The sequence below is a fragment of the bacterium genome (genome assembly GCA_026129405.1).
Classification (GTDB): Bacteria; Desulfobacterota; Binatia; order DP-6; family DP-6; genus JAHCID01.
The window spans coordinates 194454-218369 of record JAHCID010000009.1; the positions used below are offsets into that span (position 1 = coordinate 194454).

Here is a 23916-nt window from a genome sequence, read left to right on the forward strand (position 1 = left end):
GGTGCTACTGTCGTCGCGCCCCGATGTCGCCGGTGCTGCTCCCCGCGCTCGCGCGCGCGCTCCACGATCGCTCGCGCGTCGTCCTGTCGCCGCCCGGCAAGACGGCCGCGGCCGTTCTCGTCCCCCTGCTACGGGTCGAGGGGACGCTGCACCTGCTCTACACGCGTCGCTCCACCTCGCTGCCGACGCACCAGGGACAGGTCGCCTTCCCGGGCGGCCGCCGTCACCTCGACGATCCCGACCTCGCCACCACGGCGCTGCGCGAGGCGCACGAGGAGATCGGCCTGCGGCCGGCCGACGTCGAGCTGCTCGGCGCGCTCGACGACATCGAGACCATGGGCTCGCGCTTCGTCATCACACCGTACGTCGGCATCGCGCCGCATCCGTATGCCTGGCAGCCCAGCCCGCACGAGGTCGACACGATCTTCACGGTCCCGCTCGCGGCCCTCACCGCCCCCGACGCCGAGCGGGAGGAGACGTGGGACTTCGAGGGCCAGCGGGTGCCGATCCGCAGCTTTCCCTTCGAGGGGCAGGTGATCTGGGGTGCCACACACCGCATCACCCGCAACCTCCTCGACGTGCTGGAGACCCTTCCCTGATGCGTGCGCTCTTCCTCGCTCTCGTGGCGCTCGGCCTCGCGACGCTGCTGTTCACGCGGGCCGAGCCGCTCGGCCCCAAGGCCGTCTTCGACGCGCTCCCCACCGCGATCGGCCGCACCGCGCCGGTGCGGATGACGGCCAGCGATCGCGGCAGCGGCCTCGCCCGCGTCGAGCTGCGGCTCGTGCCGCAGAACGGCGCGGCTCCGGTCGTGCTCGCCGAGCAGGACTTCCCGCGTCTCTCGTGGATCGGCAGCGGCGTCCACGAGGCCACGCTCGAGGCGACGCTCGACCAGGCGACGCTCCCCGAAGGCCCTGCGACGCTGGAGGCCTGGGCGTGGGACCACTCCTGGCTCTCGGTGCTGCGCAGCGGGCCGCGCACCAGCCAGCCGGTCACCGTCGACCTGACGCCGCCCACGGTGGCGGTGCTGACGAGCCAGCATCGCGTGCGTCTCGGCGGCAGCGAGAGCGTCGTCTTCCGCGTCAGCGACGACACGGTCGAGAGCGGCGTGCGCGTCGGCGAGCTGTTCTTCCCGGCGACGTCGGGTCTCTTCGCCGATCCGACGCTGCGCGCGGCGCTGTTCGCCGTCCCCTGGAACCAGCCCGGCGCCAAGCCGCAGGTCGTGGCGAAGGACGCGGCCGGCAACTGGGGCGAGGTCGGGTTCGACGTCACCGTCCAGCCGCGCACCTTCGCGACCAAGCCGTTCGCGCTGAGCCAGGATTTCCTCGCGGCGAAGGTGCCCGAGCTGCTCGCTGCCAACGGACTCGATCAGAGCGGCACGCTCGTCGACGGCTATCTGCGCATCAACCGCGATCTGCGCAAGGCGACCGAGGTACGCGTCCAGGAGATCACCCGCGAGAGCGCGGACACGCCGCTCTGGGAGGGTGCGTTCATGCGCCTGCCGAACGGCGCGCCGCTGTCCGGCTTCGCCGACCAACGCATCTATTCGTTCGACGGCACCGAGATCGATCGCCAGACGCATCTCGGCTACGACCTCGCGTCCCTCAAGCGCGCGGTCGTGCCGGCGGCGAACGGCGGACGCGTCGTGTTCGCGGGACCGCTCGGCATCTACGGCGATACCGTCATCCTCGACCACGGGCTCGGCCTGTTCTCGCTCTACGGCCACCTGAGCGAGATCGGCGTGCGGGAAGGCGTCACGGTCGCGAAAGGCGACGCCATCGGACGCACCGGCGTCACCGGCCTCGCCGGCGGCGACCACCTCCACTACAGCAACATGATCCACGGCACGCACGTCGATCCGGTGGAATGGTGGGACGGTCACTGGATCCACGACCACGTCGGCGCACGCCTCGCCGCACATCCGCGCGCCCCGCAGACACCTGCCGCCCTCGCCGGGGCGGCCGCGGCCGACACGCCGGCCCCGGCGCGCCGGCGGCCGAGACGGAGGGGCCCTCAGGATGCCGCGGAGCGCCGCCGCCACGCCCGCACGCCTCGGGCTCGACACGAGCCGTCTCGGACACCGCCGTGGCGGTCGCGGCGTAGCTCGCCGGTGCCGACGGCGAAGCTGCCGCCGCAGCCCTGGGCGAGCTCGGCGCGCCGCCGACGCGGCGGCGGCGCTATCGCATGCGAGGCGTCGGCCGCGAAGCCGGCCCGCAAAGGCGATCCGGCGCGCGCCCTGCCTCGCGCGCAGCGGGGCGTCGCCGTGCCGGAGCCTGCGCCCGCCCCCGTCGCCGCCGCGCCGCCGGCGCGCAGCGACCTCGAAGGCTGGGTGTCGGCGGTCGACGGCCGCGGCGACCGCCTCGTCTGGCTGGTGCGCACGCTCCCCGACGGCACGACGCTCCTCGTCGATGCCGCCATCAACGAGCCCGACGGGCTGCGCGAGGTCCACCTCGCACCGATCGCGCGCAAGCAGCTGCGCGCGCTGCGCGAGCGCATCCAGAAGGAGGCCGACGTCCGCCTCGTGCCGGCCGACGCGCGCGCCCTCGACGCGCTTTTGGTCGAGGCCCAGGCGCGCGCGGGCACGACGGAACGCGGGCGCGACTACACCCGCATCCGCGCCCGGCTCACGAGCGAGCCGCCGGCCGAGGCCGCGGAGCTGCGCTCGTCGCTGGCGTCGCCGCCGAGCGACGACGAGCGCCCCGCCCTGCTGCGCGAGGCGCCCGCGCTGCTCGCGCTGCCCGAGCTCCGCACCTGGTGGCCGACGCCCGAGGCCGCGGCGCCGTTCCTCGCCGCGATCGCAGGCCAACGCGACAGCCCCATCGTGCTCGCCCCCGTGCAGCAGGAGGAGCGCCTGCGCAGCGTCCTCGCCGACGCCGCGCGCGCCCTCTTCCCGGCCGCACCGACCGCGCGCCGGCTCGAGGCGACCGCCTACGTCCTGGCCGAGACCGGCCGGGTTCCGGCCGCCCGACAGACGCTCGCCTGCGCGCAGGCGCTGCGCGCCCAGCCCGACGCGCCCGACGACGTACCGCTCCTCGCCGCCTTGGTGCACCAGAGCATCGGCGCCATGCTCGCCATGGCGCAGACGCAGGCGCAGGACGAGCGACGCGACGCGCTCGTGCTGACGCCGCAGGAGCTCAGAGCTCGATCGTCATCCCGTCCCGGGCCACCTCGAGGGTGATCTCGTCGAGACGGGCGAGCGGCTCGCTGCCGAGATGGGTGAGCAGCAGCCGCTTGCAGCCGAGCTTCGGCGCGTGCGTCGCCACCTCCGGATACGAGACGTGGATGTCGAGCTTGGTCTCCCAGGTGGAGCACTCGCAGACGAAGAGGTCGGCGCCATGCGTGTACCTGACGAGATCGTCCGTCCATGCCGTGTCGCCGCTGTAGACGAGGGTCCGCCCCGCGGCCTCGATGCGGTAGGCGAACGAAACCAGCTCGCAGACGTGCGGCACCGGCAGCGGCGTCACGCGCACGCCCGCGACCTCGACGGCGACCTCGGTGGCCAGCTCGCGATACGCGACCGGGAACGGTGACGGCTCGTCGGCGGTCTTCTCGTACAGCGCGGAGAAGAGCGCGCGCACGCGCCGCTCGACCTGGGGCGGACCGAACACGGTGAAGGGCCGCGTGCGGCGGCTCTCGTAGCGGTAATCCATGAACAGGAAGGGCACCCCGGCGAAGTGGTCGCCGTGGAAGTGCGTCAGGAGAACGAAGTCGAGACGGTCCGGCGCGACCCGCGCGCGCTTGAGCGCCTGCAATATCGACGGACCGCAGTCGAGCAGGAAGGTCGCGCCCGGGGTCTCGACGAGATACGCGCTGTGGAAGCGCCCGCCGGAGCCGAAGGCGTCCCCGGAGCCCAGCACGGTCACGCGCACCACGCCGTCCTCCCCGACGCCTGCACACGACTGCACCGGGCCGTCATGCACATGGCGCACCGCGCATCGCGGTCGCAGCGGCATGGCGGCACCGACGGCGGCATGTCGCTTGCTCCTTACGCGAGGTGGCAGTCCCTTGCCAGAGGTGGACGATGCAACTGAGCTATGACCCGGATCTCATGAGCGAGGCCTGGACGCTGCTCCAGATCACGGCCGTGGCGGCAGCGGCCGGCTGGACGGCGGAGCGGCTGCTCGACACCGGGGTGCACAGCCGCGGGCTGCCCCTCCTCACCGGCCTCTTCGGCCTCTACCTCGGCCCCTACCTCCTCGACATGACGGGATGGAACGGCGGCCCGACGGTTGCGGGACATCCGCTCGCGGCGGCCTTCGCCGGCGCGCTCGCGATCTGCGGCTTCCTGAAGCTCGTCAACCTCGGCGCCGCGGGGCCGCGCCGGTAGGCGACGCGGCCCGGATGGCGTCGGATGCCGGCAGCGCAGGCCGGCATCCGCCTCCCGCGCCCGCTACGGTCCGGGCGTCGGTGCGGGATCGGGCGCCTCCGTGGGCGTGCCCGTCCCCTCGGCCGGTGCCCGCGGCGCGGCCGCCCGCGGCTCGCCGTCGCGCAGCCGCGCCGCTTCGTGTGCGGTGAGGAGGTCGCGGAAGCGTCCCTCCAGGGTGGTGAACGCGGTCTCCATGCGGTTGAACCGCACCAGCGCGTCCTCGAGCTGGCGGCCGACGGCGTCGCGCTGCTGCTCCACCTCGCGCACGCGGCGCTCGAGATCCTGCACCACCTCGGTGCGACGGATCATGAAGTCGCCGGTGCCCGACTGCACGAGCCAGAGGGTCGTGCCGGCGCCGGCGAGGTAGCCGACGAGGAGCGCGAAGAGGAAACGAATGATCACCATGCGGAGGTCCCGGGGCGCGCGTGGGTGAAGGGAAGCGACTCGGCCAGCCGGCGGATCTCGCGCGCCACCACGAGGAGAGCCGCCAGCGTCGGACGAGGCGTCGTGCGCAGATCGCGCACGAGCGAACGTAGCGCATCGAGGCGCGGCCCCGCGAGCGCCGCGGGAGCGGCGTAGACGAGCCGCCGCCGCGCCCCGAGCAGGTCGAGCGCCAGCTCGCGCGCGGCGCGCGCGGCCCAGCGATCGCCCTCCGCGGTCGCCGCCACCTGGCCGAGCAGCCAGGCGAAGTCGACGTGGGCGCCGAGCGCCCAGTAGCGCGCCGCCGCCTCGTCGACGGGAAGTCCCGTGTCCCGCGCAGCGCCGGCGACGTCGAGCGCCGCCGGCAGCCACGCGAGCCCCGCGAGCCGGCGTGCCGCCTGCGGACCGGCACCGGCCAGCTCGAGGCCCGAGCGGCGGCGATGGAACGCCTCGGCCTCGCCGCCGGCGAGCTGCTGCGACAGCGCGTCGAGCACCGGCGCGACGTCGGCGGCGAGCCCCGCGGCGACGGCGGCGGCGGACGCACGCGGATCGGCGTAGGTGAGCACCCAGCCGGCGGCGCCTTCGAGCGCCGCCTCGAGCTCCACCGCCCCGCGCACCGCCTCGTCGACGGCGAGCGGTGCGGCCTCGAGATCGGCGACCAGCGTCGCCGCGTCGGCGAGCACCCAGGCGATCGCCCACGCCCGCACGGCGGCGACCGCGTCCGCGCCCGTGTCGCGCCGCAGGCGATGGACGAACGTCATGCCCGTGTAGTCGACGAGCGCGTTCACCAGCTCGACGGCGACCAGCTCGCGCCGCAGCCGGTGCCCGGCGACCGCCTCGGGCGCGCGCTCGCGCAGCGCGGCGGGGAAGTAGTCCGCGAGCCACGCGACGCCGATCGGATCGTCCAGCAGGGCCGCGTCGCGCAACGCGTGCTGGAGCGCGATCTTCGTGTGCGCCATCAGCAGCGCCAGCTCCGGCCGCAGCAGCCCCGGATGCGCCGCCCGGCGGGCGCGCAGGATCGCGGCGTCGGGCAGCACCTCGAGGACGCCGGCGACGTCCGCCTCGCGCGCCAGCGCGGCGGCGTGGTCGCGGAAGTCGCCGAGCCGCTCGCGGCTCCGCGCCTGCTCGACGGTGAGGAGCCAGCTCTGGCGGCGATTGTGCGCCAGGACGTGGCGGGCGACGTCGTCCTGCACCGCTTTGAGGAGCGCGTGGCGCTCGCCCTCGGGCATCGCCCCCGACGCGACCACGGGCTGGAGGCAGATCTTGAGGTTCACCTCGTGGTCGGAGGTGTCGACACCGGCAGAGTTGTCGATCGCGTCGGTGTTCACCGCGCCGCCCGCGAGCGCGAACGCCACCCGCGCCCGCTGCGTCAGCCCGAGGTTGCCGCCCTCCGCGACGACGCGCACGCGCAGCGCCTCGGCCGTGATCCGTACGGCGTCGTTCGTCGGATCGCCGACCGCCGCGTCGCTCTCGTCGGCGGCGCGGACATAGGTGCCGATGCCGCCGTTCCACAAGAGGTCGGCCGGCATGCGCAGCACCGCGCGTACGAGCGCCTCACCGCTCGGCGTCTCGGCGAGCTCGAGCATCGCCCGCGCCTCGGGCGAGAGCCGCACGCGCTTCGCCGCCCGCTCGACGACCATCCCGCCGGCCGACAGCACCGCGGGATCGTAGGCGTCCCAGCCTCGCCCGGCCCGGAAGAGCCGCTGCCGCTCCGCAAAGCTGCGGGCGGGATCGGGGTCGGGATCGAGAAAGACGTGGCGATGATTGAACGCGGCCAAGAGGCGCAGGTGCGGGGAGCGCAGCAAGCCGTTGCCGAAGACGTCGCCCCCCATGTCGCCGATGCCGACGACCGCGAGCGGCGCGGTGTCGGCGTCGATGCCGAGCCCGCGAAAGTGCGTGCGCACGCACTCCCAGGCGCCGCGCGCCGTGATCCCGAGGGCCTTGTGGTCGTAGCCGTGCGAGCCGCCGGAGGCGAAGGCGTCGCCGAGCCAGAATCCGCGCGCCGTCGCGAGCGCGTTGGCCGCGTCCGAGAACGTCGCCGTACCCTTGTCCGCGGCCACGACGAGATACGGATCGTCGCCGTCGAGCACGCGCACGCCGCGTGGACGCACGACCTGCCCGTCGGCGACGTCGTCGGTGACGTCGAGGAGCCCGGCCACGAAATCGCGATGGGCGTCGGCCGCGGGAGCGCCGTCGCGCGGCACGAAGGCGCCCTTCGCCCCCGTCGGAACGATGACGGCGTTCTTCACCGTCTGCGTGCGCATGAGCCCGAGCGCCTCCTGCCGGAAGTCCTCCGGACGATCGCTGAGCCGCAGACCGCCGCGCGCGACCAGGCCGGCGCGCAGGTGGAGGCCCTCGACCGTACGGTCGCGGACGTAGATCTCGACGCGCGGCTGCGGCGGGGGCAGGAAGGTCAGCTCGGCCGTGCAGAGCTTCAGCACCACGCGGTCGTCGTCGCCGCCGCGGGCGAAGACGTTCGTGCGCACCGTCGCCTCGACGGCGGCGAGCACCGTGCGCAGCAGGCGGTCCTGGCGCAGCACGGGCACCGCGTCGATCGCCGCGAGCACGGCCGCCCGTGCCGGCGCCGGATCGCCGCCGTCGCGCAGGCGCGCGACGACCAGCGCCCACAGCGCCGCGCTCACCGGCGCGCGCTCCGCCAGCGCCTCGGCCACCTCGGGCCGGGTGCCGACGCCCAGCTGCGCCACGTACCCTGCATAGCCGCGCAGGACGTCGACCGCGCGCCAGTCGAGCCCGCCCTCGACCACCAGCCGCGAGAGAACGCCCGACCGCGTCCGACCGGCCAGCACCGCCAGCACCGCCGCGCGCAGCCGCTCGGCGACGGCCGCGACGTCGAGCGCTCCCCCGTCCCGCGCGGTGACCAGCAGGCGATGGACGTAGCACGGCGGCCCGTCGGGCCGGGCCACGGTCACGCGGTCCTCGTTGAGCACGCGCAGGCCGTGATGCTCGAGCATCGGCAGCATGTCGGAGAGCACGAGCGGTGTGCCGGCGACGTACAGGCGCAGCGCGACGCCGCCGTCCGGCTCCGTGTCGAGCGCGATCTCCGGGCCGGCGCCGGCGCGCACGCGCTCGAGCACGAGCGTGTCGTCGACCGCGCGCGCGATGCCGGTGCCGGCGCGATAGTCGACCGTGAACGCACCCGCCCAGGCGGCGGCGAGGCGGACGCCCTCGCCGGCTCCGACCCGGGCGACGAGCGCCTCGCGCAACGCCTCCTCCCAGCTGCCGAAGAGCGCCTCGATGGCGTCGCGGAGCGCGGCGCGCTCGGCCTCGTCGGGCGGACGCGCGGGCGCGAACGCGAGGTGGACGTGCGCCATACCGTCGTCGCCCACGCGCACGTGCTCGAGGAGCGGCGCGCCGCCGTAGCACGCGTGCACCAGAGCCGCGATGCGATCCGGGGTGCGACCTTCGAGATCGTCGGCCGGCAGGCTCGCGAGCACGCTGAGACGCCGTCCGCCCGCGCGCGCGGACACCGTGACCACGAGTCCCCGCCGCGCGGCGGCGTCGAGCACGGCGCGCACGTCGGCGCGGATCTCGGCCGCGGTCGCGGCGAACAGCTCGCCCTTCGGGATGGCGTTGAAGACGCCGACGATCGCCTTCCAGTCGTGCCCGCCCGCGACGACCTGCTCGGCCGCGAGGATCAGGCGCAGCGAGCGGCGCAGCAGCGGCACGTGCGCCGCCTCCTCGACCTGCGCCTTCGAGGTGAAGAGGCCGAGGAAACGATGCAGCCCGGAGACGCGGCCCGACGGATCGACGACGAGGATCGAGACGTCCTCCATCGGCGCCCGCCGGTGCACCGGCGCCGGCGTGGCCGTCGCGTCGACCCGCACGAGCTCCACGCCGGCGAGCCGTGCCTCCAGCATCGCGCGCGGCTGCGGCGCGGCGAAGCGCGAGCGGCGCTCGTCCCGCAGGAGGCCGAGGCCGCTGCCGGGCGCGACCGCGACGTGCGCGTCGGTGACGACGTACTCGCGGTAGCCGAGGAAGACGAACGCGCCCGCGACCAGCCAGCGCAGGAAGTCGGCCGCCTCCGACGCCTCGGTGGCGCGCCGGTGCGCGCGCTCGGCGCCGAGGCGCTCGAGCGCCTCGGCGACGTCGCGGGCGCGCTGCTGCATCGCCTCGAAGTCGTCGGTCACGCGGCGCACGTCGGCGAGCCGGGCACGGACGACGTCGGCGAGGTGTGCGAGCCGCGCCGGGTCGGCGACGCGCGGGATCGCCAGGTGCAGGAACGACTCGCGGTGCTCGTCGCGCACCGGCGGCCCGAGCGCCTCGAGACGTCCGACCGCGTCGCGCCGCGCGCCGACGATCGGGTGCAGCAGCGCGAGCACCGTGTGGCCCTCGGCCCGCAGCGCCGCGACCACGGTGTCGACGAGGAACGGCCGGTCGGGCTGCGCGCTCTCGAGCACGCTCCACGGCGCGTCCCAGCCGTCGTCGGCCAGCGTCGGCGAGAGCGCGCGCACGCGCCCCCCCGGCCCCGGTCCGGCGAAGAAACGGAAGGCCGACGTCACCATGCCGGCGACCGCCTCGGCGGGCAGCGCGTCGAGCGCCCCGCCGGCGCGCGCGAGCAGGAGCCGTGCGAAGGTCGCGAGCTGCACCGCCTCGGGCCCTGCCGCCCGCCGGGCGAGCAACGGCTGGAGGCGCTCGGCGCTGCCGCCCGGGCGCCCTTCCTGCGTGCGGACCTCGGCGCCCATCAGCCCGGCCCGATCGCCTGCGCCGCCCCCGGCACGTCTGCCCAGCCGCGCGCAGCGCGGCGTGCAGAGCCGGCTGGCCGCCGAGGTCGAGCGCGCGCAGCGCGGGCAGCCGCGCCGGCGGGCTCGCGTCGCGGCCACGGCGAGGAGCCCGTCGAGCACGGCCTCGTCCACGCCGGGCCGCAGGCACGCGGCGTCGAGCAGCGCGGCCGTGCGCCCCGCCGCGAGCGAGCGCACGTAGGCGACCGCGACGACGCCCACGAGCGCCCCCGCGGCATCCTCGGCGACGTAGACGTCGGCCCCGAGATCGGCGAGGAGACGGCGGAAGAAGCGACGATCGCGCCCCGCCGCGTCGCCCGCGAGGAGCGGCGCCAGGCGCGGCAGATCCTGTCGCCGCGCACGGCGCACGCGCACGTCGGTGCCGGGAAGCCGTCCGGAGGGCATCGGTGTCGCGGGTCGTAGCACAATTCTCCCGGCCTCGCGCCGCACCGCGCCACGGCTTGCGGCGGCGACGCCGTCCCCCCACCATGCGGCGTGCCCGACGCCCCCCTCGTGCTCACCATCGAGCGCCTCACCTTCGGCTTCGATGCGCTCGCGCACCACGCCGGCCAGGTCGTGTTCGTGCCGTGGGCCGCGCCCGGCGACCAGGCCGAGGTCGAGGTGGTGGAGCGCAGGCGCGGCTACCTGCGCGCGCGGCTGCGAGCGGTCCGGCAGCCGGGACCCGACCGCGTCGCGCCGCGCTGCGTGGCGTTCGCGATCTGCGGCGGCTGTCAGTGGCAGCACGTCGACGTCGCCGCGCAGCGCGCCGCCAAGACCGCGCTGGTCGCCGAGCAGCTGGCCCGCCTGGGCGGCCTGCGCGACGCCCCGGTCCTGCCGATCCGCGCCGCGCCCGCGAGCTTCGGCCACCGCGCCCGCATCACCCTCGCGGTCGAGGGGCGGCGGCTCGGCTACCGTCGCGCACGCTCGCACGCGCTCGTCGAAGTAGCCGGCTGTCCGATCGCCGCGCCCGCGGTCGACGTCCACATCCCGGCGGCGCGACGGTGGCTCGAGGGCCTGCGCGCCGTGCCGGAGCGCGTCGGCATCGCGGCGACGGCCGGCGGCGTCGTGCTGACGGGTGCGGGCGCGTGCGCCCCGGCCCCGCCGACGTGCGCGCCACCGAGACGCTGCTCGCGGCGGAGCCGACGGTGCGCGGCGCCGTGCTGCTCGGCGGCGGCGCCCGGCTGGTCGTCGGCGATCCGCGCCTGCGCGTCGCCGTCGAGCCCGACCTCGCGCTCGAGATCCCCGCCGACGCCTTCACGCAGGTGCACCCCGACGCCAACCTCCTCCTCGTGGCGACGGTACTCGAGCTGGGGGCGTTCGCCTCCGGCGAGCGCGTCCTCGACCTCTACGCGGGCGCCGGAAACTTCGGCCTGCCGATCGCCCGCCGCGGCGCCGCCGTCACCGCGATCGAGCGCAGCGGGGTCGCGGTCGCCGCCGCGCGCGACAACGCCGCCCGCCTCGGCCTCGACGTCACCACGCTCGAGCACGACGTCGCCGCCGGCCTCGCCGCGCTCCCCGGCGCCGCGTTCGACGCCGTGGTGCTCGATCCGCCGCGCGCCGGAGCGACCGACGCGATCCCGCAGCTCCTCGCCCGACGCCCGCCGCGGATCGTCTACGTCTCGTGCGATCCGGCGACGCTCGCGCGCGACGCGCGGGCCCTCGTCGCCGGCGGCTATCGACTCCTGCGTGCGCAGCCGGTGGACCTCTTCCCACACACGTATCATGTGGAAACCGCGGCGGAATTCCGTTTGACTTGATGCCGACCCGCGCTTATCGTCGCCGCCGCCGCGCGTCGCGCCGAAGCGCGCCACGTGCCCGCGGAGGACCCCCGCCGGATGCCCAAGCAACCCGAACGCCCCGCCCGCCCCAAGGTCACCATCATCCCCGGGCGCGGCGTCTCCCAGACCATCAACTACCTGCTCGAGGACCGCGACGACCTCGAGTGGCTGGTGGCCGTGGGCCGCAACAAGAACGGCGAGATCTTCTTCTACGATACCGGCGGCGACATCATCGAGGATCTCGGCACGCTCGAGTACCTGAAGGAGCGCATCACCCGCGCCCACTTCGGCGACGAGCCGGAGTAGCCCGCCCTCAGTCCGGGATCGCGTCCGGACAGCGTGCCCAGAGCACCGCGTCGCGCAGGGCGAGCGGCACGCGCACGAGCGAGCGGCCGCACGGCGGCCCGGCGATGCACTCGCCGGTGTCGGGCACGTAGTACGCGCCGTGCGTGGCGCACTGGACGTACTGGCCGTCGGCGGTGAAGAACTGGTTCTCCACCCAGTCGAGGCCCATCGGCACGTGCTGGCACTGGTTCACGTAGGCGTGGAACGTCCCGCCGGCGTTGAGGACGAAGCACTCGACCTCGCGCCCGCCGCAGCGGAGCACGAACTTCTTGGTCGTGCCCGCGGGCAGCTCGTCGGGGCGCGCGATCGCGAGCTCGGCCATGCGCCGACCCTAGCCGATCACAGCACCCGGCGCACGGCGGCCGCCAGCCCGGCCAGCTCGGTGCACTCGAGCACGGCGTCGCAGTGCTCGGCGTAGCGGCCGAGGACGCTGTCGCCGGTGTTCCAGCGCGCGCGCGGCTCGGGCACGAGCCAGACGAGACGCTGCACGCGCGCGTGGAGCGCGCGCAGCAGATCGGCACGCGGCGGCCGGCGGTTGTTGCGCGCGTCGCCGACGACGAGCACCACGGTGGTGCGGCCGAGCAGCGGCGCCGCGTCGCGCCACAGGTCCCCGAGCACCCGGCCGAAGTCGGAGCGGGCCCATAGGTCGAGTGGCCCGGCGGGCACGACGTGGCCGTCCTCGACGCTCACCGGGCACAGGCGATCGACGAACGCGAAGAGGTGGACGCGGCGGAAGTGCGAGGTCGCGGGCGCGAGCAGCCCGAGGCAGAGCGTGCTCGCCGTCGCGACCGAGCCGGAGACGTCGCCCAGGACGAGGAGGTCCGGCCGCTCGGGGCGGCGCGTACGGCGACGGACCACGAGCGGGACGCCGCCGGTCGCGGCGGCGGCGCGCAGCGTGCGGCGCAGGTCTGCCGCCCGCGGCGGGCCGCCCGCCCGCGCCGCGCGAGGCGGGGGACGCAGATCGCGCGCCAGCTCGGCGACGACGTCCCGCGCGGCGACCAGGTCGTCTGGCGGTCCAGCCGGCGAACGGCTGCGCCAGCAGCGGGCGCGCTGGGCCGCACGGTCCGCGGCGCCGGGAGCCTGCGCTCGCCGTGCCTGCGGGCCTGCGCCGCCGCGCGCCGTCGCCGGCGCCCACGGTCGCGTCGTGGTCGGCTCCAGACGCGTGCCGGGCGACCCCGGCACCGCCGCACCGTGCGCACGCGTCGCGGCGGCGGCGCCGCTGCCGGGGCGGCCCGGCAGGCGGCAGCGGCCGCCGCCCGGACGCCGTCGCCTGGTGCGCCGCCGGGCTGCCCGGCGGCGCCGCCGCCGTCTCGCCGCCGCGCACGTCGCGGGCCGAAGCCGCGGTCGTCGCGCCGCCGCTCGCGCCGCCGGCCCCGTTCGTCCCCCCCCGGCGCCGCCGGCACGCCCGCCCGCGCCGCCGTCGCCGCCGCCGCGGCCGCCACGCCCGGGGCGCGCGGGCGCCGCCGCGGGGCGGGCACGGCGCAGCGGGAACGCCGCCTCGAACAGCGGATCGAACAGCGGCCGGTCGCGCTCGTCCTTCACCAGGGTCGCTGCGAGTGCGTCGCGCAGCACGTCGCGCTCGACGCCGGCGTGACCGACGGCCGCGAGCGCATCCATCGTCTCGGCGACGGACACCGCGAGCCCGTGGGCGCGCAGCGAGCCCACGAAGGCGAGGAGACGGCGGCGCACCGCCGGAGCCTAGCGCTAGGCGAGCAGGCTCACCAGCCGCGCCGTCCACGGGATGAACGACAGCAGCGTATAGGTGGTGGCGAGGACGACGAACGAGTCGTGCACGAACGGAACGCGCGACGCGCAGGCCCAGAGGAAGAGCAGCAGCAGACACGACTTCAGCTTGAACATGAAGAGCGCCGCGCCGGTTCCCATCTGGGACATGGCGTGGAGCATGATCGGGTTGCCCTCGCCCCAGATGCCGACGCCCTGCCAGGTGGCGACGCCGTCGAAGACCTGGAGCGTCACGTTCAGCAGCAGGAGCTGCCAGAGGCGATCACGCGCCCATCCGGCCGTCTGCATGACGCGCATCGGAGCACGACGCGTGCCGCGCGACAATGCCGATTTCGCCGGGCCGCCGCGGCGCGCGGTGCCGCGGGCGCCCACGATCGTGACGTCAGCGCCCCGCGCCGCCGCCGAGCAAGGTGCCCACCTTGCCGTCCGCCTTGCGCAGGTCGTCCTCGTGCTTCAGCAGCAGCGCCAGCGTCTGCCGCACCGCCTGGGCGTCGAGCTCGTGCACGCCCAGCGCACAGAGCCCGCGGGCCCAGTCGAGCGTCTCCGCGATGCTGGGCGCCTTGCGCAGCTCGAGCTTGCGCAACCCGGCGACGAAGCGCGCCACCTGCTCGCGCAGGCGCGCGTCGGCGTCGGGCACCTTCAGCGCGATGATCTCGGCTTCCTTCTCGGGACCGGGGAAGTCGACGAACAGGTGCAGGCAGCGGCGCAGCAGCGCCTCGGAGAGGTCGCGCGTGCGGTTCGAGGTCAGCACGACGACGGGACGGTGGCGCGCCGTCAGCGTGCCCAGCTCCGGCACGCTCACCTGGAAGTCGCTCAGCACCTCCAGGAGGAACGCCTCGAACTCCGGATCGGCCTTGTCGATCTCGTCGATCAGGAGAACGACCTTCTTCGGCGCGGTGATCGCCCGCAGCAGCGGGCGCTCGAGCAGGAAGTCGCGTCCGAAGACGTCGTGCGCGACCTCGTCCCAGCTTCGTCCGGCGCCCTGATCGGCCTGGATGCGCAGGAGCTGCTTCTGGTAGTTCCACTCGAAGAGCGCGCGCGCCTCGTCGAGGCCCTCGTAGCACTGGAGGCGGAGGAGATCGGTGTGCAGCAACGCCGCGAGGACCTTGCCCAGCTCGGTCTTGCCGGCGCCCGCCGGGCCTTCGGCGAGGAGCGGCTTCTCCAGCGACAGCGCCAGGAACAGCGCCGTCTCGACCCGCGGCGTGGTGACGTAGCGCGCGGCGCGCAGGCCCTCGGCGACCGCTTCGCGGGTGATCTCCATGGCACTCAGCGCAGCCGCGGGATGCGCAGCGTATCGAGGATACGGTGCGGGCGGCGGATCTCCTTGATCCACTCGAGGTACGCGCCGAACTCCGCGATCAGGGCGTCGACGTCGATGCCGCCGCGCACGGGGCGGAAGTCCTCCAGGGTCGCGAGGGCGCGCTGGAGGAGGTGCTCCGCGCCCTTCTCGCCCCCGCGCCGGGTGCGCAGATGGAGGCCGCCGGCGAGCTGGACGAGCGACTCGAGGAAGGCGCGCTCCGCGCCCGGCGCCTCGTGCCACGCCGCTTCCCAGAGCTGCTGCGCCGAGAGATATCGCCCGCGATTGAAGAGGCGCACGCCGCGGCGCACGACGACGTCCAGGTCGAGCGACGCCTCGCCCACGGCCGTCACCGCGACCGGTCGACCGCCGGCACCGCGGCCTCGAGCCGGCGCTGGAGCTCCTCCGCCGGCACGGCCGTGCCCGGGTCGAGCGCGAAGTCCTCGGGCGCGGCGTGGCCGGCCAGCTTGGCACGCAGCTCCTCGACCTCGCGGGCCGACAGGCCGAGGCTCGCCAGCTCGGCGTCGGCGACGCGCCCGGGGATGGCGTCGAGGCCGCCGTCGCCGGGGCGTACGAGGCGCCGCAACGCCGCCAGCTCGCCGCGCGACAGATGGGCGCCGTGGTACTCGTAGTCGAGCCAGGCCTCGAACGAGAGCGGCGCGACGCGCTGGAGCATGCCGGCCATCACGCGCGCGAAGGCGCGGATCTCGTACTGCGCGTGCGGGTCGACGCGCAGGGTGAGGAAGTGCAGCAGATTGTGCAGGTCGATCTTCCAGTACCACTGCGTATAGAGGGACAGCGGCAGATCGATGCGCGCCAGCTCGCGCGCGACGTCCTCGCCGACCAACCACGCGTACTGCGCCGACGCCTCGGCGCGCAGCCGATCCCAGCGGGCGACCGCGGCGGCGTGGAGCGCAGCGTCGACCGGCGCCTCCGCCCGCCCCTGTCGGTTGCTCGCGCTCTGGACCGCCAGATGCTCGGGCCGCGGCGTGTAGAAGAGGAGCGGCAGGAGGCTGTAGCGGCCGCTGTACTCGTTCACCGAGGCGGTGCGGTGACGGATCCATTGCCGCGCGACGAAGACGGGCATCGCGCAGTGGAACTTGAGCTCCACCATCTCGCTCGGCGTCGTGTGCGCGTGCCGGCGGAGGTAGCGGATCAGCCCGCGGGTCTGGCTCGTGCGCCGCGTGCCGTAGCCGTACGAGACGCGCGCCGCACGCTCGACGTCCTCGTCCGATCCCATGTAGTCGACCAGCGCGACGAAGCCGTGGTCGAGGACGGGGAAGTAGAGACCCAGGATCTCCTCGGCCGCGGGGTTGGTCGGACGGCGCGTCTCCACGCTCCCGCCGCTAGCAGATCGGAGCCACGAGGTCGAAGACCAGGCCGTCGGCGAGCTTCGGGTAGAAGTAGGTGGACTTCTCCGGCATCAGCTCGCCCGCGAGACACACGGCGCGCACCTCGGCCACCGACGGCGGGTTCAGGAGGAACGCCGCGTGCGCGGCGCCGCTCGTCACCGCGTCGATCGCCTCCGCGTCGTCGTGCGTGAAGGCGAGGTCCCCGGGCGTGACGCCGAGCACGGGACCGAGGATCGCGCCGTGCAGCACGGCGACGTCGAGCCCGCGCACGGCCTCGGGGAGCTCCGCGAGCAGCGCCGTCGCCGCGGGCGTCGGACGCAGGCGCACGCGCCGGTCGGGGAGGACGAGGTCGATCGCGCCCGACGGCCGCGCCGGCGACGTCGCACCGAGCGACTCGAGCGTGAACGTCTCGCCGAGCTCCGCGACCAGCGCGGCGGCGTCCATCGGCAGCGGCACCTGGATCAGCCGGTGCGTCGGCAGGACGACGAGCCCCGCCTCGTCCATGTTGGAGAGGAAAGCGAGCACCGCGCCGTGGCCGCCGCCCTCGCGCCGCCAGTTGAGCGCGGTCTCGTAGCGGTGGTGGCCGTCGGCGATGTAGATGGTCTCGTTCGCGAGCGCCTGCTGCACGCGCGCGATCGCGACGGGGTCGGTGACGCGCCACAGGCGGTTCACGACGCCGTCGTCCATCGTCGCCTCGACGTCGGGCGGACCGGCGACGCCGGCGACGTCGCGCAGGCGCTCGCCCGGGCGTGAGAAGAGCCCGAAGATGGGGCTGAGATACGCGCCGGTGGCGCGCAGGAGCGCCAGACGATCGGCTTTCGGGCCCGGGAACGTGCGCTCGTGCGGACGCACGACGCCGCTCGAGAACTCCTCGAGCCCGAGGCGGCAGAGGACGCCGTCACGCACGTGCGTGCTGCCGTCGGCGAGCCCGTACTCCTGCGAGTAGAAGTAGAGCGCCGGCTCGGCGTCCCGAACCAGCACGCCGGCGTCGAGCCAGTGCCGCAGCGCCGTGGCCGCCGCGGCGCCGCGGTCGCTCTCGCGCGGCAGGATCAGCCGCACGACGTTCCAGGGGCTGCGGGCGTAGAGCGCCTCCTGCTGCGCGGTCGAGATGACGTCGTAGGGCGGCGAGAGGACGTCGCGCATCGCGCCGATGCGCACGCGCGCGTAGCGCACGCCGGGGAACGGGTTCACCACTGCCATCTGTCGTAGCTCCTCATGAGCGGGCGAGTGCCCGGTGCAGGTCGGACTCGGGGATCGGGCCGGCGCGCAGCACGCGCACGCCGCCGCCGTCGGCGACCGCGACGGTCGACGCGCCGCCGGGCAGCGTGCCGCCGTCGACCCAGGCCGCGACGCCGCCCGCGAAGTAGGCGCGCGGCGGCGAGCGTCCGCGGCTCGGCGCCGGGCGGATCGCGCGGGCGCCGTCACGGACCGCCGTATCGCGGTGACGAGCGCCATCGCCGTCGGATGGCCCGGTGCGCGCACGCCGATCGTGCCGCTGCCGGCCGTGAGCGGCGCCGGCAGGTCGTCGCGCGCGGGCACGACGAGTGTCAGCGGGCCGGGCCAGAACGCGGCCGCGAGCCGCGCCGCCGTCTCGGGCCAGGCTGCCGCGACCGCACCGACCATCGCCGCGTCGCGCACCAGGACCAGGATCGGCTTGCCGGGATCGCGCCCGCGCACGGCGACGAGCCGCTCGACCGCCGCGGCCGAGCGGGCGTCCGCGCCGAGGCCGTAGAACGACTCGGTCGGGAACACGGCGAGCCCGCCGGCGGCGAGCGCCCCGGCGGCGGTCGCGACCTCGGTGCTCAGGGCCGGCGTCCCCGCTCGACGCGCACCAGCGCGCGGTGGCCGATGTCGCGCCGGTGGTGCATGCCGCGGCAACGGATGCGATCGACGCCGGCATAGGCCTCGCCGACGGCGTGCTCGATGGTCTCGCCGAGCGCCGTGACGCCGAGCACGCGCCCGCCGTCGGTGACGATCTGCCCGTCGCGGCGCGCCGTACCGGCATGGAAGACCATGCCGTTGCGCCAGCCGCGCAGGTCGTCGAGCCCCTCGATCGGCCGGCCCTTCTCGACCGCGCCGGGATAGCCTTCGGCGGCCATGACGACGCACACGGCGGCGCGCGGATCCCACGCGACCGTGGTGCCGGCCAACGTGCCGTCGAGCGTGCGCTCCATCAGCTCGACGAGATCGCTCCCCAGGCGCATCAGCAGCACCTGCGCCTCGGGATCGCCGAAGCGGACGTTGAACTCGAGCACCTTGGCCCGGCCCTCGTGCACCATGAGGCCGGCGTACAGCACGCCCTTGTAGACGATGCCCTGGCGCGCCAGGCCCGCGACCACGGGCGCCATGACGTCGCGCATGACGTGCGCCGTCAGCGCCGCCGTCGCGATCGGCGCCGGCGAGTAGGCGCCCATGCCGCCGGTGTTCGGCCCGCGGTCGCCGTCGAGCGCACGCTTGTGGTCCTGTGAGCCTTCGAGCGGCAGCACCGTCGTGCCGTCGGTGATGGCCATGAACGAGAGCTCCTCGCCCTCGAGGAACTCCTCGATCACCACGCGCGTGCCCGCGTCGCCGAACAGGCGCGTGCGCATCACCTGGTCGATGGCGTCGCGCGCCTCGGCGAGCGTCGGGCAGATGAAGACGCCCTTGCCGCTCGCGAGCCCGTCGGCCTTCACGACCACGGGCGCGCCGACCTCGGTGACCCAGCGCTCGGCCTCGTCGGCGTCGGTGAAGGCGCCGAAGAAGGCCGTCGGCACGTCGAGCTTGCGCAGCAGCTCCTTGGTGAAGACCTTCGAGCCCTCGAGCTGCGCCCCGGCGGCGGTGGGACCGAAGGCGCGCAGGCCGGCTTCGGCGAAGCGGTCGACGAGGCCGAGCGTCAGCGGCAGCTCGGGCCCGACGACGGTGAGCCCGATGCCCTCGTCCTGCGCGAAGCGCACGAGCGCCTTCACGTCGTCGGCCGGGATCGGGACGCAGGCGGCCTCGGCGGCGATGCCGGCGTTGCCGGGCGCGCAGTAGACCTTCGTCACGCGCGGGCTGCGCGCGATCTTCCAGACCAGCGCGTGCTCGCGCCCGCCCCCACCGACGACGAGGACCTTCATCGCATCAGTGCCGGAAGTGCCGGACGCCGGTCAGGATCATCGCCGCGCCGCGCGCGTCGGCCGCGGCGATCACCTCCGCGTCGCGCGTGCTGCCGCCCGGCTGCACGAACGCCGTCGCGCCCGCCGCGGCCGCCTCCGCGAGCCCGTCGGGGAACGGGAAGAACGCGTCGCTCGCCAGCGCCGAGCCCCGGAGCCCGACGCCGAGGCGGCCGGCGCGCGCCACCGCGTTGCGGATCGCCTCGACGCGCGACGTCTGCCCGCCGCCGATGGCGAGCGTGCGGTCGGCGGCGGCGAAGACGATGGCGTTCGACTTGACGTGCTTCACGACCTTCCAGCCGAAGCGCAGCGCCGCCAGCTCCTGCGACGTGGGCTGGCGCTTCGTCACTACCGTGCCCGTCGCGAGCTCGTCGCCCGGCGCGTCGGCCTCCTGCACGAGGAAGCCGCCGCGGACGCCGCGCACGACGGGTGCCGCGCTCGCCTCGGGATGCCAGCGCACGAGACGGCGGTTCTTCTTCTTCTTGAGCCGCTCGAGGGCCTCGGGCTCGAAGTCGGGCGCGATCAGCACCTCGGTGAAGAGCTCGTCGACCGCCTCGGCCAGCGCCAGCGTCCAGGGCTTCGTGCAGACGACGATGCCGCCGAACGGCGACTCGGGGTCGGTCGCGTACGCCGCCTTCCAGGCGGCGAGCGCGTCGGGGCCGGTACCGACGCCGCACGGCGTGTTGTGCTTCAGGATCGCCACCGCCGCGTCGGCGTCGCCGAGGAACTCCTCGGCCAAGGCGAGGGCGGCGTCGCAGTCGACGACGTTGTTGTACGACAGCTCCTTGCCGTGCAGCGGCTCGGCGATCCGCAGGAAGTCGCCGTAGAGCGCCGCCTGCTGGTGCGGATTCTCGCCGTAGCGCATGTCGATGGCCTTCGCGCCGCCGAGGTGGAACGTCTGGCCGAAGCGCGTCTCGGCGCCCTGCCCGAGCCAGTCGGCGATGGCGCCGTCGTAGGCTGCCGTCACGTGGAAGACCTTCTGCGCCAGGCGGCGGTTGGTCGCCGCCGACACCTCGCCGCCGCTCTCCGCCAGCTCGGCCAGCACCGGCGCGTAGTCCGCCGGATCGACGAGCACGGTCACCGACGCGTGGTTCTTCGCCGCCGAGCGCAGCATCGACGGCCCGCCGATGTCGATCTGCTCGATCGCCTCCTCGAACGTGACGCCCGGCTTCGCCACCGTCTCGCGGAACGGGTAGAGGTTCACGCACACGAGGTCGATCGGCTCGATGCCGTGCTTCTGCATCGCCGTCGTGTGCTCGGGCAGATCGCGGCGGCCGAGGAGGCCGCCGTGGATCTTCGGATGCAGCGTCTTCACGCGCCCATCGAGCATCTCGGGGAAGCCGGTGAAGTCGCTCACCTGCGTCACCGGCAGGCCGGCGTCGGCGAGCGCCCTGGCCGTGCCGCCCGTCGAGAGCAGCTGCACACCGTAGCCGTGCAGCGCCCGCGCCAGCTCCACGACGCCCCGCTTGTCGCTCACGCTGAGCAGCGCGCGCGTGATCTTAGCCATCGAAGTCCTCCACCGTGATGCGCGGAACGCGCTTGCCGATCGACGTCAGCACCTCGTAGGCGATGGTGTCGCACCACGCGGCCACCTCGTCGGCGCCGATCGTCGCCTCGCCCTGCCGCCCGAACACCACCACCGGCTCACCCGCCGTGACCTCCGGCTCCTCGGTGACGTCGAGCATGACGTGATCCATGCACACCCGTCCGGCGACGTCCACCCGGCGCCCGCGGACCAGCATCTGTCCCCTGTTGGACGCACGCCGGTGATAGCCGTCGGCGTAGCCGAGGGGCAGCGTCGCGATGCGCGACGGGCGCGCCGCCGTCCACGTGCCGCCGTAGCCGACGGGCGTCGCGTAGGGGACGCTGCGCACCTGCGCCATGCGCGTCGCGAGCCGCATCGCCGGCCGCAGGTCGACGTGCGCGGCGAGATGCGGCGCGGGCGCATAGCCGTAGAGCATGAGCCCCGGGCGCACGAGCGTGCCGTGCGCCGCCGGCGTGCTCAGCACCGCGGCGCTGTTCGCGAGGTGCACGTGCGTCGGCTCGACGCCCGCGGCGCGCAGCTCGCGCACCGCCGCCTCGAAGCGCTCGCGCTGGGCGATGGCGCTCTGCGTGTCGACGGCGTCGGCGGAGGCGAAGTGCGAGAAGATGCCGGTGACGCGCAGGCCCGGCATCGCCGCCAGCGCGGCGCCGAGCGCGCGCACGCCGTCCAGCTCGACGCCCAGCCGGGTCATGCCGGTGTTCACCTTCACGTGCACGTCGACGGTGCGTCCCGCCGCCCGCGCGGCCGCGGCCAGGCGCACGCCGCCCTCGGACGACCACACCGAGACGGCGAGGTCGTGTGCGACGACGTTCGCCTCCTCGCCCGGGAACGCGCCGCCGAGCACGACGACGGGCGCCGTGATCCCGGCCGCGCGCAGCGCACGGCCCTCGGACACCAGCGAGACGCCGAGCCCGACCGCGCCGGCCTCGAGGAACGCCCGCGCCGCGCCGACCGCGCCGTGGCCGTAGCCGTCGGCCTTCACGACGGCGAGCACACCGACGCCGGCCCCGACCACGCGCCGCACCTCGCGCAGGTTGTGGCGGAGCGCCGCGCGGCTCACCTCCGCCACCGTGGGCCTGCCCTCGCCGTCCTGCACGTCGGTTCGCTCCTCGGGAAGTCGCGGCACATACCAAGCGCCCGGTCTGTTGTCACCCTCCATCGCAGCGTCTATCGTCCGCGGATCGTGCAGGTGCTCGTGAACGACGAGCCGCGCGCGCTCGCCGACGGCGCCACCGTCGCCGACCTCGTGGCGGCTCTCGGCCTCGGTCCGCGACGCATCGCCGTCGAGGTGAACCGGACGATCGTCCGGCGCGCCGACTACGCCACCACCACTCTCCACGACGGCGACGCCGTCGAGGTGATCCACTTCGTCGGAGGCGGCTGATCATGCCCGATGACCTCGTCCTCGCGGGAAAGACCTACCGCTCGCGTCTCATCACCGGCTCGGGGAAGTACACGTCGTTCGAGGAGACCCGGCGCGCGACCGACGCCGCCGGCGCCGAGATCGTCACCGTCGCCGTGCGCCGCGTGAACATCACCGACCCCGGCAAGGACAACCTGCTCGACCACCTGCCCCCCGACCGCTTCACGATCCTGCCCAACACCGCCGGCTGCTACACGGCGGACGACGCCATCCGCACCGCGCGCCTCGCGCGCGAGGCGGGTGTGGGCACGCTCCTCAAGCTCGAGGTGATCGGCGACGAGAAGACGCTCTTCCCCGACGTCCCCGCGACCATCGAGGCCGCGCGCGTCCTCGTGAAGGACGGCTTCCAGGTGCTGCCGTACGTCACCGACGACCCCGTCGCCTGCCGGCGCCTCGAGGACGCCGGCTGCGTCGCGGTGATGCCGCTCGCGGCGCCGATCGGCTCCGGGCTCGGCATCCGCAACCCGTACAACCTGCGCATCATCGTCGAGCAGAGCCGCGTGCCGGTGATCGTCGACGCCGGCGTCGGCACGGCGTCACACGCCGCGCAGGCGATGGAGCTCGGCTGCGACGCGATCCTCATGAACACCGCGATCGCGGGGGCGAAGGACCCCATCATGATGGCCGAGGCGATGCGCGACGCGGTGATCGCGGGGCGCAAGGCGTTCCGCGCGGGGCGCATCCCGGAGAAGCTGTACGCGACGGCGTCGAGCCCGCTCGAGGGGCTCGTGCGGTAGCGCCGCACGGCGAGCCGCACGTTGCTTCCAGCCAGGCGGGATGCGCCGCCCGCTGGAGGACGTGCGAGCCACCGCTGCGCTCGCCCTCCTGCCCGTCGCCGGCCCGGTCCCCACCGCGCCCCGCCAGCCCCCTCCGGTTGATCCCGACGCGCCGCTTCTGCCAGGAAGCCCGGATGGCCGAACCCGCCGTCGTCGTCGAGAAGAACGGACACGTCCTCACCGTCACCCTGAACCGCCCCGAGAAGCGCAACGCCATCAACTGCGAGTCGATGTGCCGGCTCTGGGACGCCTGGCACGAGCTCGACCGCGACGACGATCTGCGGGTCGCGATCCTCACCGGCCGCGGCGACACGTTCTGCTCGGGCATGGACCTGTCGGAGATCGGCAAGCTCATGTCCGGCAAGGCGGACAGCCCGTGGATGGAGCGCGTCTTCCAGGACATGCCGATCATCTACGGCGCCTGGCTGAAGACCTACCGGCCCACCAAGCCCGTCATCCTCGCCGCCGAGGGCTTCGCGCGTGCCGGGGGCACGGAGATCCTCCAGGGAACGGACATCCGCGTCGCGGGCGAGAGCGCCGTGTTCGGCGTCACCGAGGTCCAGCGCGGCCTCTTCCCGATGGCCGGCTCCGCGGTGCGGCTGCGCCGCCAGATCGGCTACGCCGTCGCCGCCGAGATGCTCCTGTGCGGCGAGGATCTGCCGGCGAAGCGCGCCTACGAGCTCGGGCTGGTGAACCACCTCGTCCCCGACGGCCAGGCGCTCGCGAAGGCGAAGGAGATCGCCGCGCGCATCGCTCGCAACGGGCCGCTCGCGGTGAAGGCCATCCTCGCCACCCTGCGCGAGACGGAGACCATGCCCGAGGCGGAGGCGTTCGCGATCGAGCAGACGCACGGCATGACGGTGATGGCGTCGGAGGACGCGAAGGAAGGTCCGCGCGCGTTCCTCGAGAAGCGGGCGCCGGCGTTCGAGGGGCGTTAGCCGGAGCGCGCCCGCCGCCGGGCGCGTGGCGAACGACGCACCGCGGGACGCCGGCCGCACGGCCCTCT

At 74.8% G+C, this 23916-nt stretch carries 21 protein-coding genes and 1 pseudogene; 9 read left to right on the forward strand and 13 right to left on the reverse strand.

Annotated elements, in window-relative coordinates:
* Nucleotides 1-23 precede the first annotated feature (23 nt).
* Nucleotides 24-599, forward strand: coding sequence for a CoA pyrophosphatase (locus KIT14_23570; GenBank protein ID MCW5893506.1), 576 nt, complete (start codon nucleotides 24-26; stop codon nucleotides 597-599).
* Nucleotides 599-3175, forward strand: coding sequence for a M23 family metallopeptidase (locus KIT14_23575; protein MCW5893507.1), 2577 nt, complete (start codon nucleotides 599-601; stop codon nucleotides 3173-3175). The genes KIT14_23570 and KIT14_23575 overlap by 1 nt, the downstream gene beginning before the upstream one ends.
* Here KIT14_23575 and KIT14_23580 read toward each other — a convergent pair.
* The gene (locus tag KIT14_23580) at nucleotides 3132-3869 is read right to left on the reverse strand and encodes an MBL fold metallo-hydrolase (protein MCW5893508.1); all 738 of its coding nucleotides are present in this window, start codon (nucleotides 3867-3869) and stop codon (nucleotides 3132-3134) included. The two genes, KIT14_23575 and KIT14_23580, sit on opposite strands and share 44 nt — an antisense overlap.
* A gap of 149 nt (nucleotides 3870-4018) precedes the next feature.
* On the opposite strand from KIT14_23580, the gene KIT14_23585 reads away from it, so the two are divergent.
* On the forward strand, nucleotides 4019-4324 hold the full coding sequence (locus tag KIT14_23585; protein MCW5893509.1) for a hypothetical protein: 306 nt from the start codon (nucleotides 4019-4021) through the stop codon (nucleotides 4322-4324).
* Nucleotides 4325-4387: 63 nt separating this feature from the next.
* On the opposite strand, the gene KIT14_23590 is transcribed toward KIT14_23585, so the two are convergent.
* The gene (locus KIT14_23590) at nucleotides 4388-4768 is read right to left on the reverse strand and encodes a hypothetical protein (GenBank protein MCW5893510.1); all 381 of its coding nucleotides are present in this window, start codon (nucleotides 4766-4768) and stop codon (nucleotides 4388-4390) included.
* A complete protein-coding gene (locus tag KIT14_23595) occupies nucleotides 4762-9927 on the reverse strand; it encodes an NAD-glutamate dehydrogenase (GenBank protein MCW5893511.1) in 5166 nt (1721 codons plus the stop codon). The genes KIT14_23590 and KIT14_23595 overlap by 7 nt, the downstream gene beginning before the upstream one ends.
* 90 nt (nucleotides 9928-10017) lie before the next feature.
* Here KIT14_23595 and KIT14_23600 point away from each other — a divergent pair.
* From KIT14_23600 to KIT14_23610, 3 genes and pseudogenes are all read left to right on the forward strand, one after another.
* Nucleotides 10018-10182 (forward strand): annotated as a pseudogene (locus tag KIT14_23600) (TRAM domain-containing protein).
* 425 nt (nucleotides 10183-10607) lie between these two features.
* On the forward strand, nucleotides 10608-11279 hold the full coding sequence (locus KIT14_23605; GenBank protein ID MCW5893512.1) for a class I SAM-dependent RNA methyltransferase: 672 nt from the start codon (nucleotides 10608-10610) through the stop codon (nucleotides 11277-11279).
* A gap of 78 nt (nucleotides 11280-11357) precedes the next feature.
* The gene (locus KIT14_23610) at nucleotides 11358-11606 is read left to right on the forward strand and encodes a hypothetical protein (GenBank protein ID MCW5893513.1); all 249 of its coding nucleotides are present in this window, start codon (nucleotides 11358-11360) and stop codon (nucleotides 11604-11606) included.
* A 7-nt stretch (nucleotides 11607-11613) separates the two neighbouring features.
* Here the strand turns inward: KIT14_23610 and KIT14_23615 are convergent, their stop codons facing one another.
* From KIT14_23615 to alr, 10 genes are all read right to left on the reverse strand, one after another.
* The gene (locus KIT14_23615; GenBank protein MCW5893514.1) at nucleotides 11614-11967 is read right to left on the reverse strand and encodes a Rieske 2Fe-2S domain-containing protein; all 354 of its coding nucleotides are present in this window, start codon (nucleotides 11965-11967) and stop codon (nucleotides 11614-11616) included.
* Between the two features lie 17 nt (nucleotides 11968-11984).
* Nucleotides 11985-13334, reverse strand: a complete 1350-nt coding sequence (locus KIT14_23620) for a VWA domain-containing protein (protein MCW5893515.1) — start codon at nucleotides 13332-13334, stop codon at nucleotides 11985-11987.
* Nucleotides 13335-13349: 15 nt separating this feature from the next.
* Nucleotides 13350-13676, reverse strand: a complete 327-nt coding sequence (locus tag KIT14_23625; protein ID MCW5893516.1) for a hypothetical protein — start codon at nucleotides 13674-13676, stop codon at nucleotides 13350-13352.
* A 94-nt stretch (nucleotides 13677-13770) separates the two neighbouring features.
* Nucleotides 13771-14649, reverse strand: coding sequence for a MoxR family ATPase (locus KIT14_23630; protein MCW5893517.1), 879 nt, complete (start codon nucleotides 14647-14649; stop codon nucleotides 13771-13773).
* 5 nt (nucleotides 14650-14654) lie between these two features.
* Nucleotides 14655-15038, reverse strand: coding sequence for a DUF309 domain-containing protein (locus tag KIT14_23635; protein MCW5893518.1), 384 nt, complete (start codon nucleotides 15036-15038; stop codon nucleotides 14655-14657).
* Nucleotides 15035-16021, reverse strand: a complete 987-nt coding sequence (locus KIT14_23640) for an FAD-dependent thymidylate synthase (protein MCW5893519.1) — start codon at nucleotides 16019-16021, stop codon at nucleotides 15035-15037. The genes KIT14_23635 and KIT14_23640 overlap by 4 nt, the downstream gene beginning before the upstream one ends.
* Before the next feature lie 10 nt (nucleotides 16022-16031).
* The gene (locus tag KIT14_23645) at nucleotides 16032-17789 is read right to left on the reverse strand and encodes a DUF1015 family protein (protein MCW5893520.1); all 1758 of its coding nucleotides are present in this window, start codon (nucleotides 17787-17789) and stop codon (nucleotides 16032-16034) included.
* Between the two features lie 50 nt (nucleotides 17790-17839).
* Complete coding sequence (purD, locus tag KIT14_23650) at nucleotides 17840-19132, reverse strand: phosphoribosylamine--glycine ligase (protein ID MCW5893521.1); 1293 nt, start codon at nucleotides 19130-19132, stop codon at nucleotides 17840-17842.
* A gap of 4 nt (nucleotides 19133-19136) precedes the next feature.
* Nucleotides 19137-20675: a bifunctional phosphoribosylaminoimidazolecarboxamide formyltransferase/IMP cyclohydrolase gene (purH, locus tag KIT14_23655; protein ID MCW5893522.1), complete on the reverse strand. Its 1539-nt coding sequence runs from the start codon at nucleotides 20673-20675 to the stop codon at nucleotides 19137-19139.
* Entirely contained in the window at nucleotides 20668-21807 is a 1140-nt protein-coding gene (alr, locus tag KIT14_23660) for an alanine racemase (GenBank protein MCW5893523.1), read from the reverse strand. Before alr ends, purH begins: the two co-directional genes overlap by 8 nt.
* Nucleotides 21808-21894: 87 nt before the next feature.
* Between alr and thiS the strand changes: the two genes are divergently transcribed.
* The 3 genes from thiS (at nucleotide 21895) to KIT14_23675 (ending at nucleotide 23848) form a co-directional block, all read left to right on the forward strand.
* A complete protein-coding gene (thiS, locus tag KIT14_23665; GenBank protein ID MCW5893524.1) occupies nucleotides 21895-22095 on the forward strand; it encodes a sulfur carrier protein ThiS in 201 nt (66 codons plus the stop codon).
* Between the two features lie 2 nt (nucleotides 22096-22097).
* Complete coding sequence (locus tag KIT14_23670; GenBank protein ID MCW5893525.1) at nucleotides 22098-22871, forward strand: thiazole synthase; 774 nt, start codon at nucleotides 22098-22100, stop codon at nucleotides 22869-22871.
* Nucleotides 22872-23044: 173 nt separating this feature from the next.
* Nucleotides 23045-23848: a crotonase/enoyl-CoA hydratase family protein gene (locus KIT14_23675; GenBank protein ID MCW5893526.1), complete on the forward strand. Its 804-nt coding sequence runs from the start codon at nucleotides 23045-23047 to the stop codon at nucleotides 23846-23848.
* Nucleotides 23849-23916: the final 68 nt, after the last annotated feature.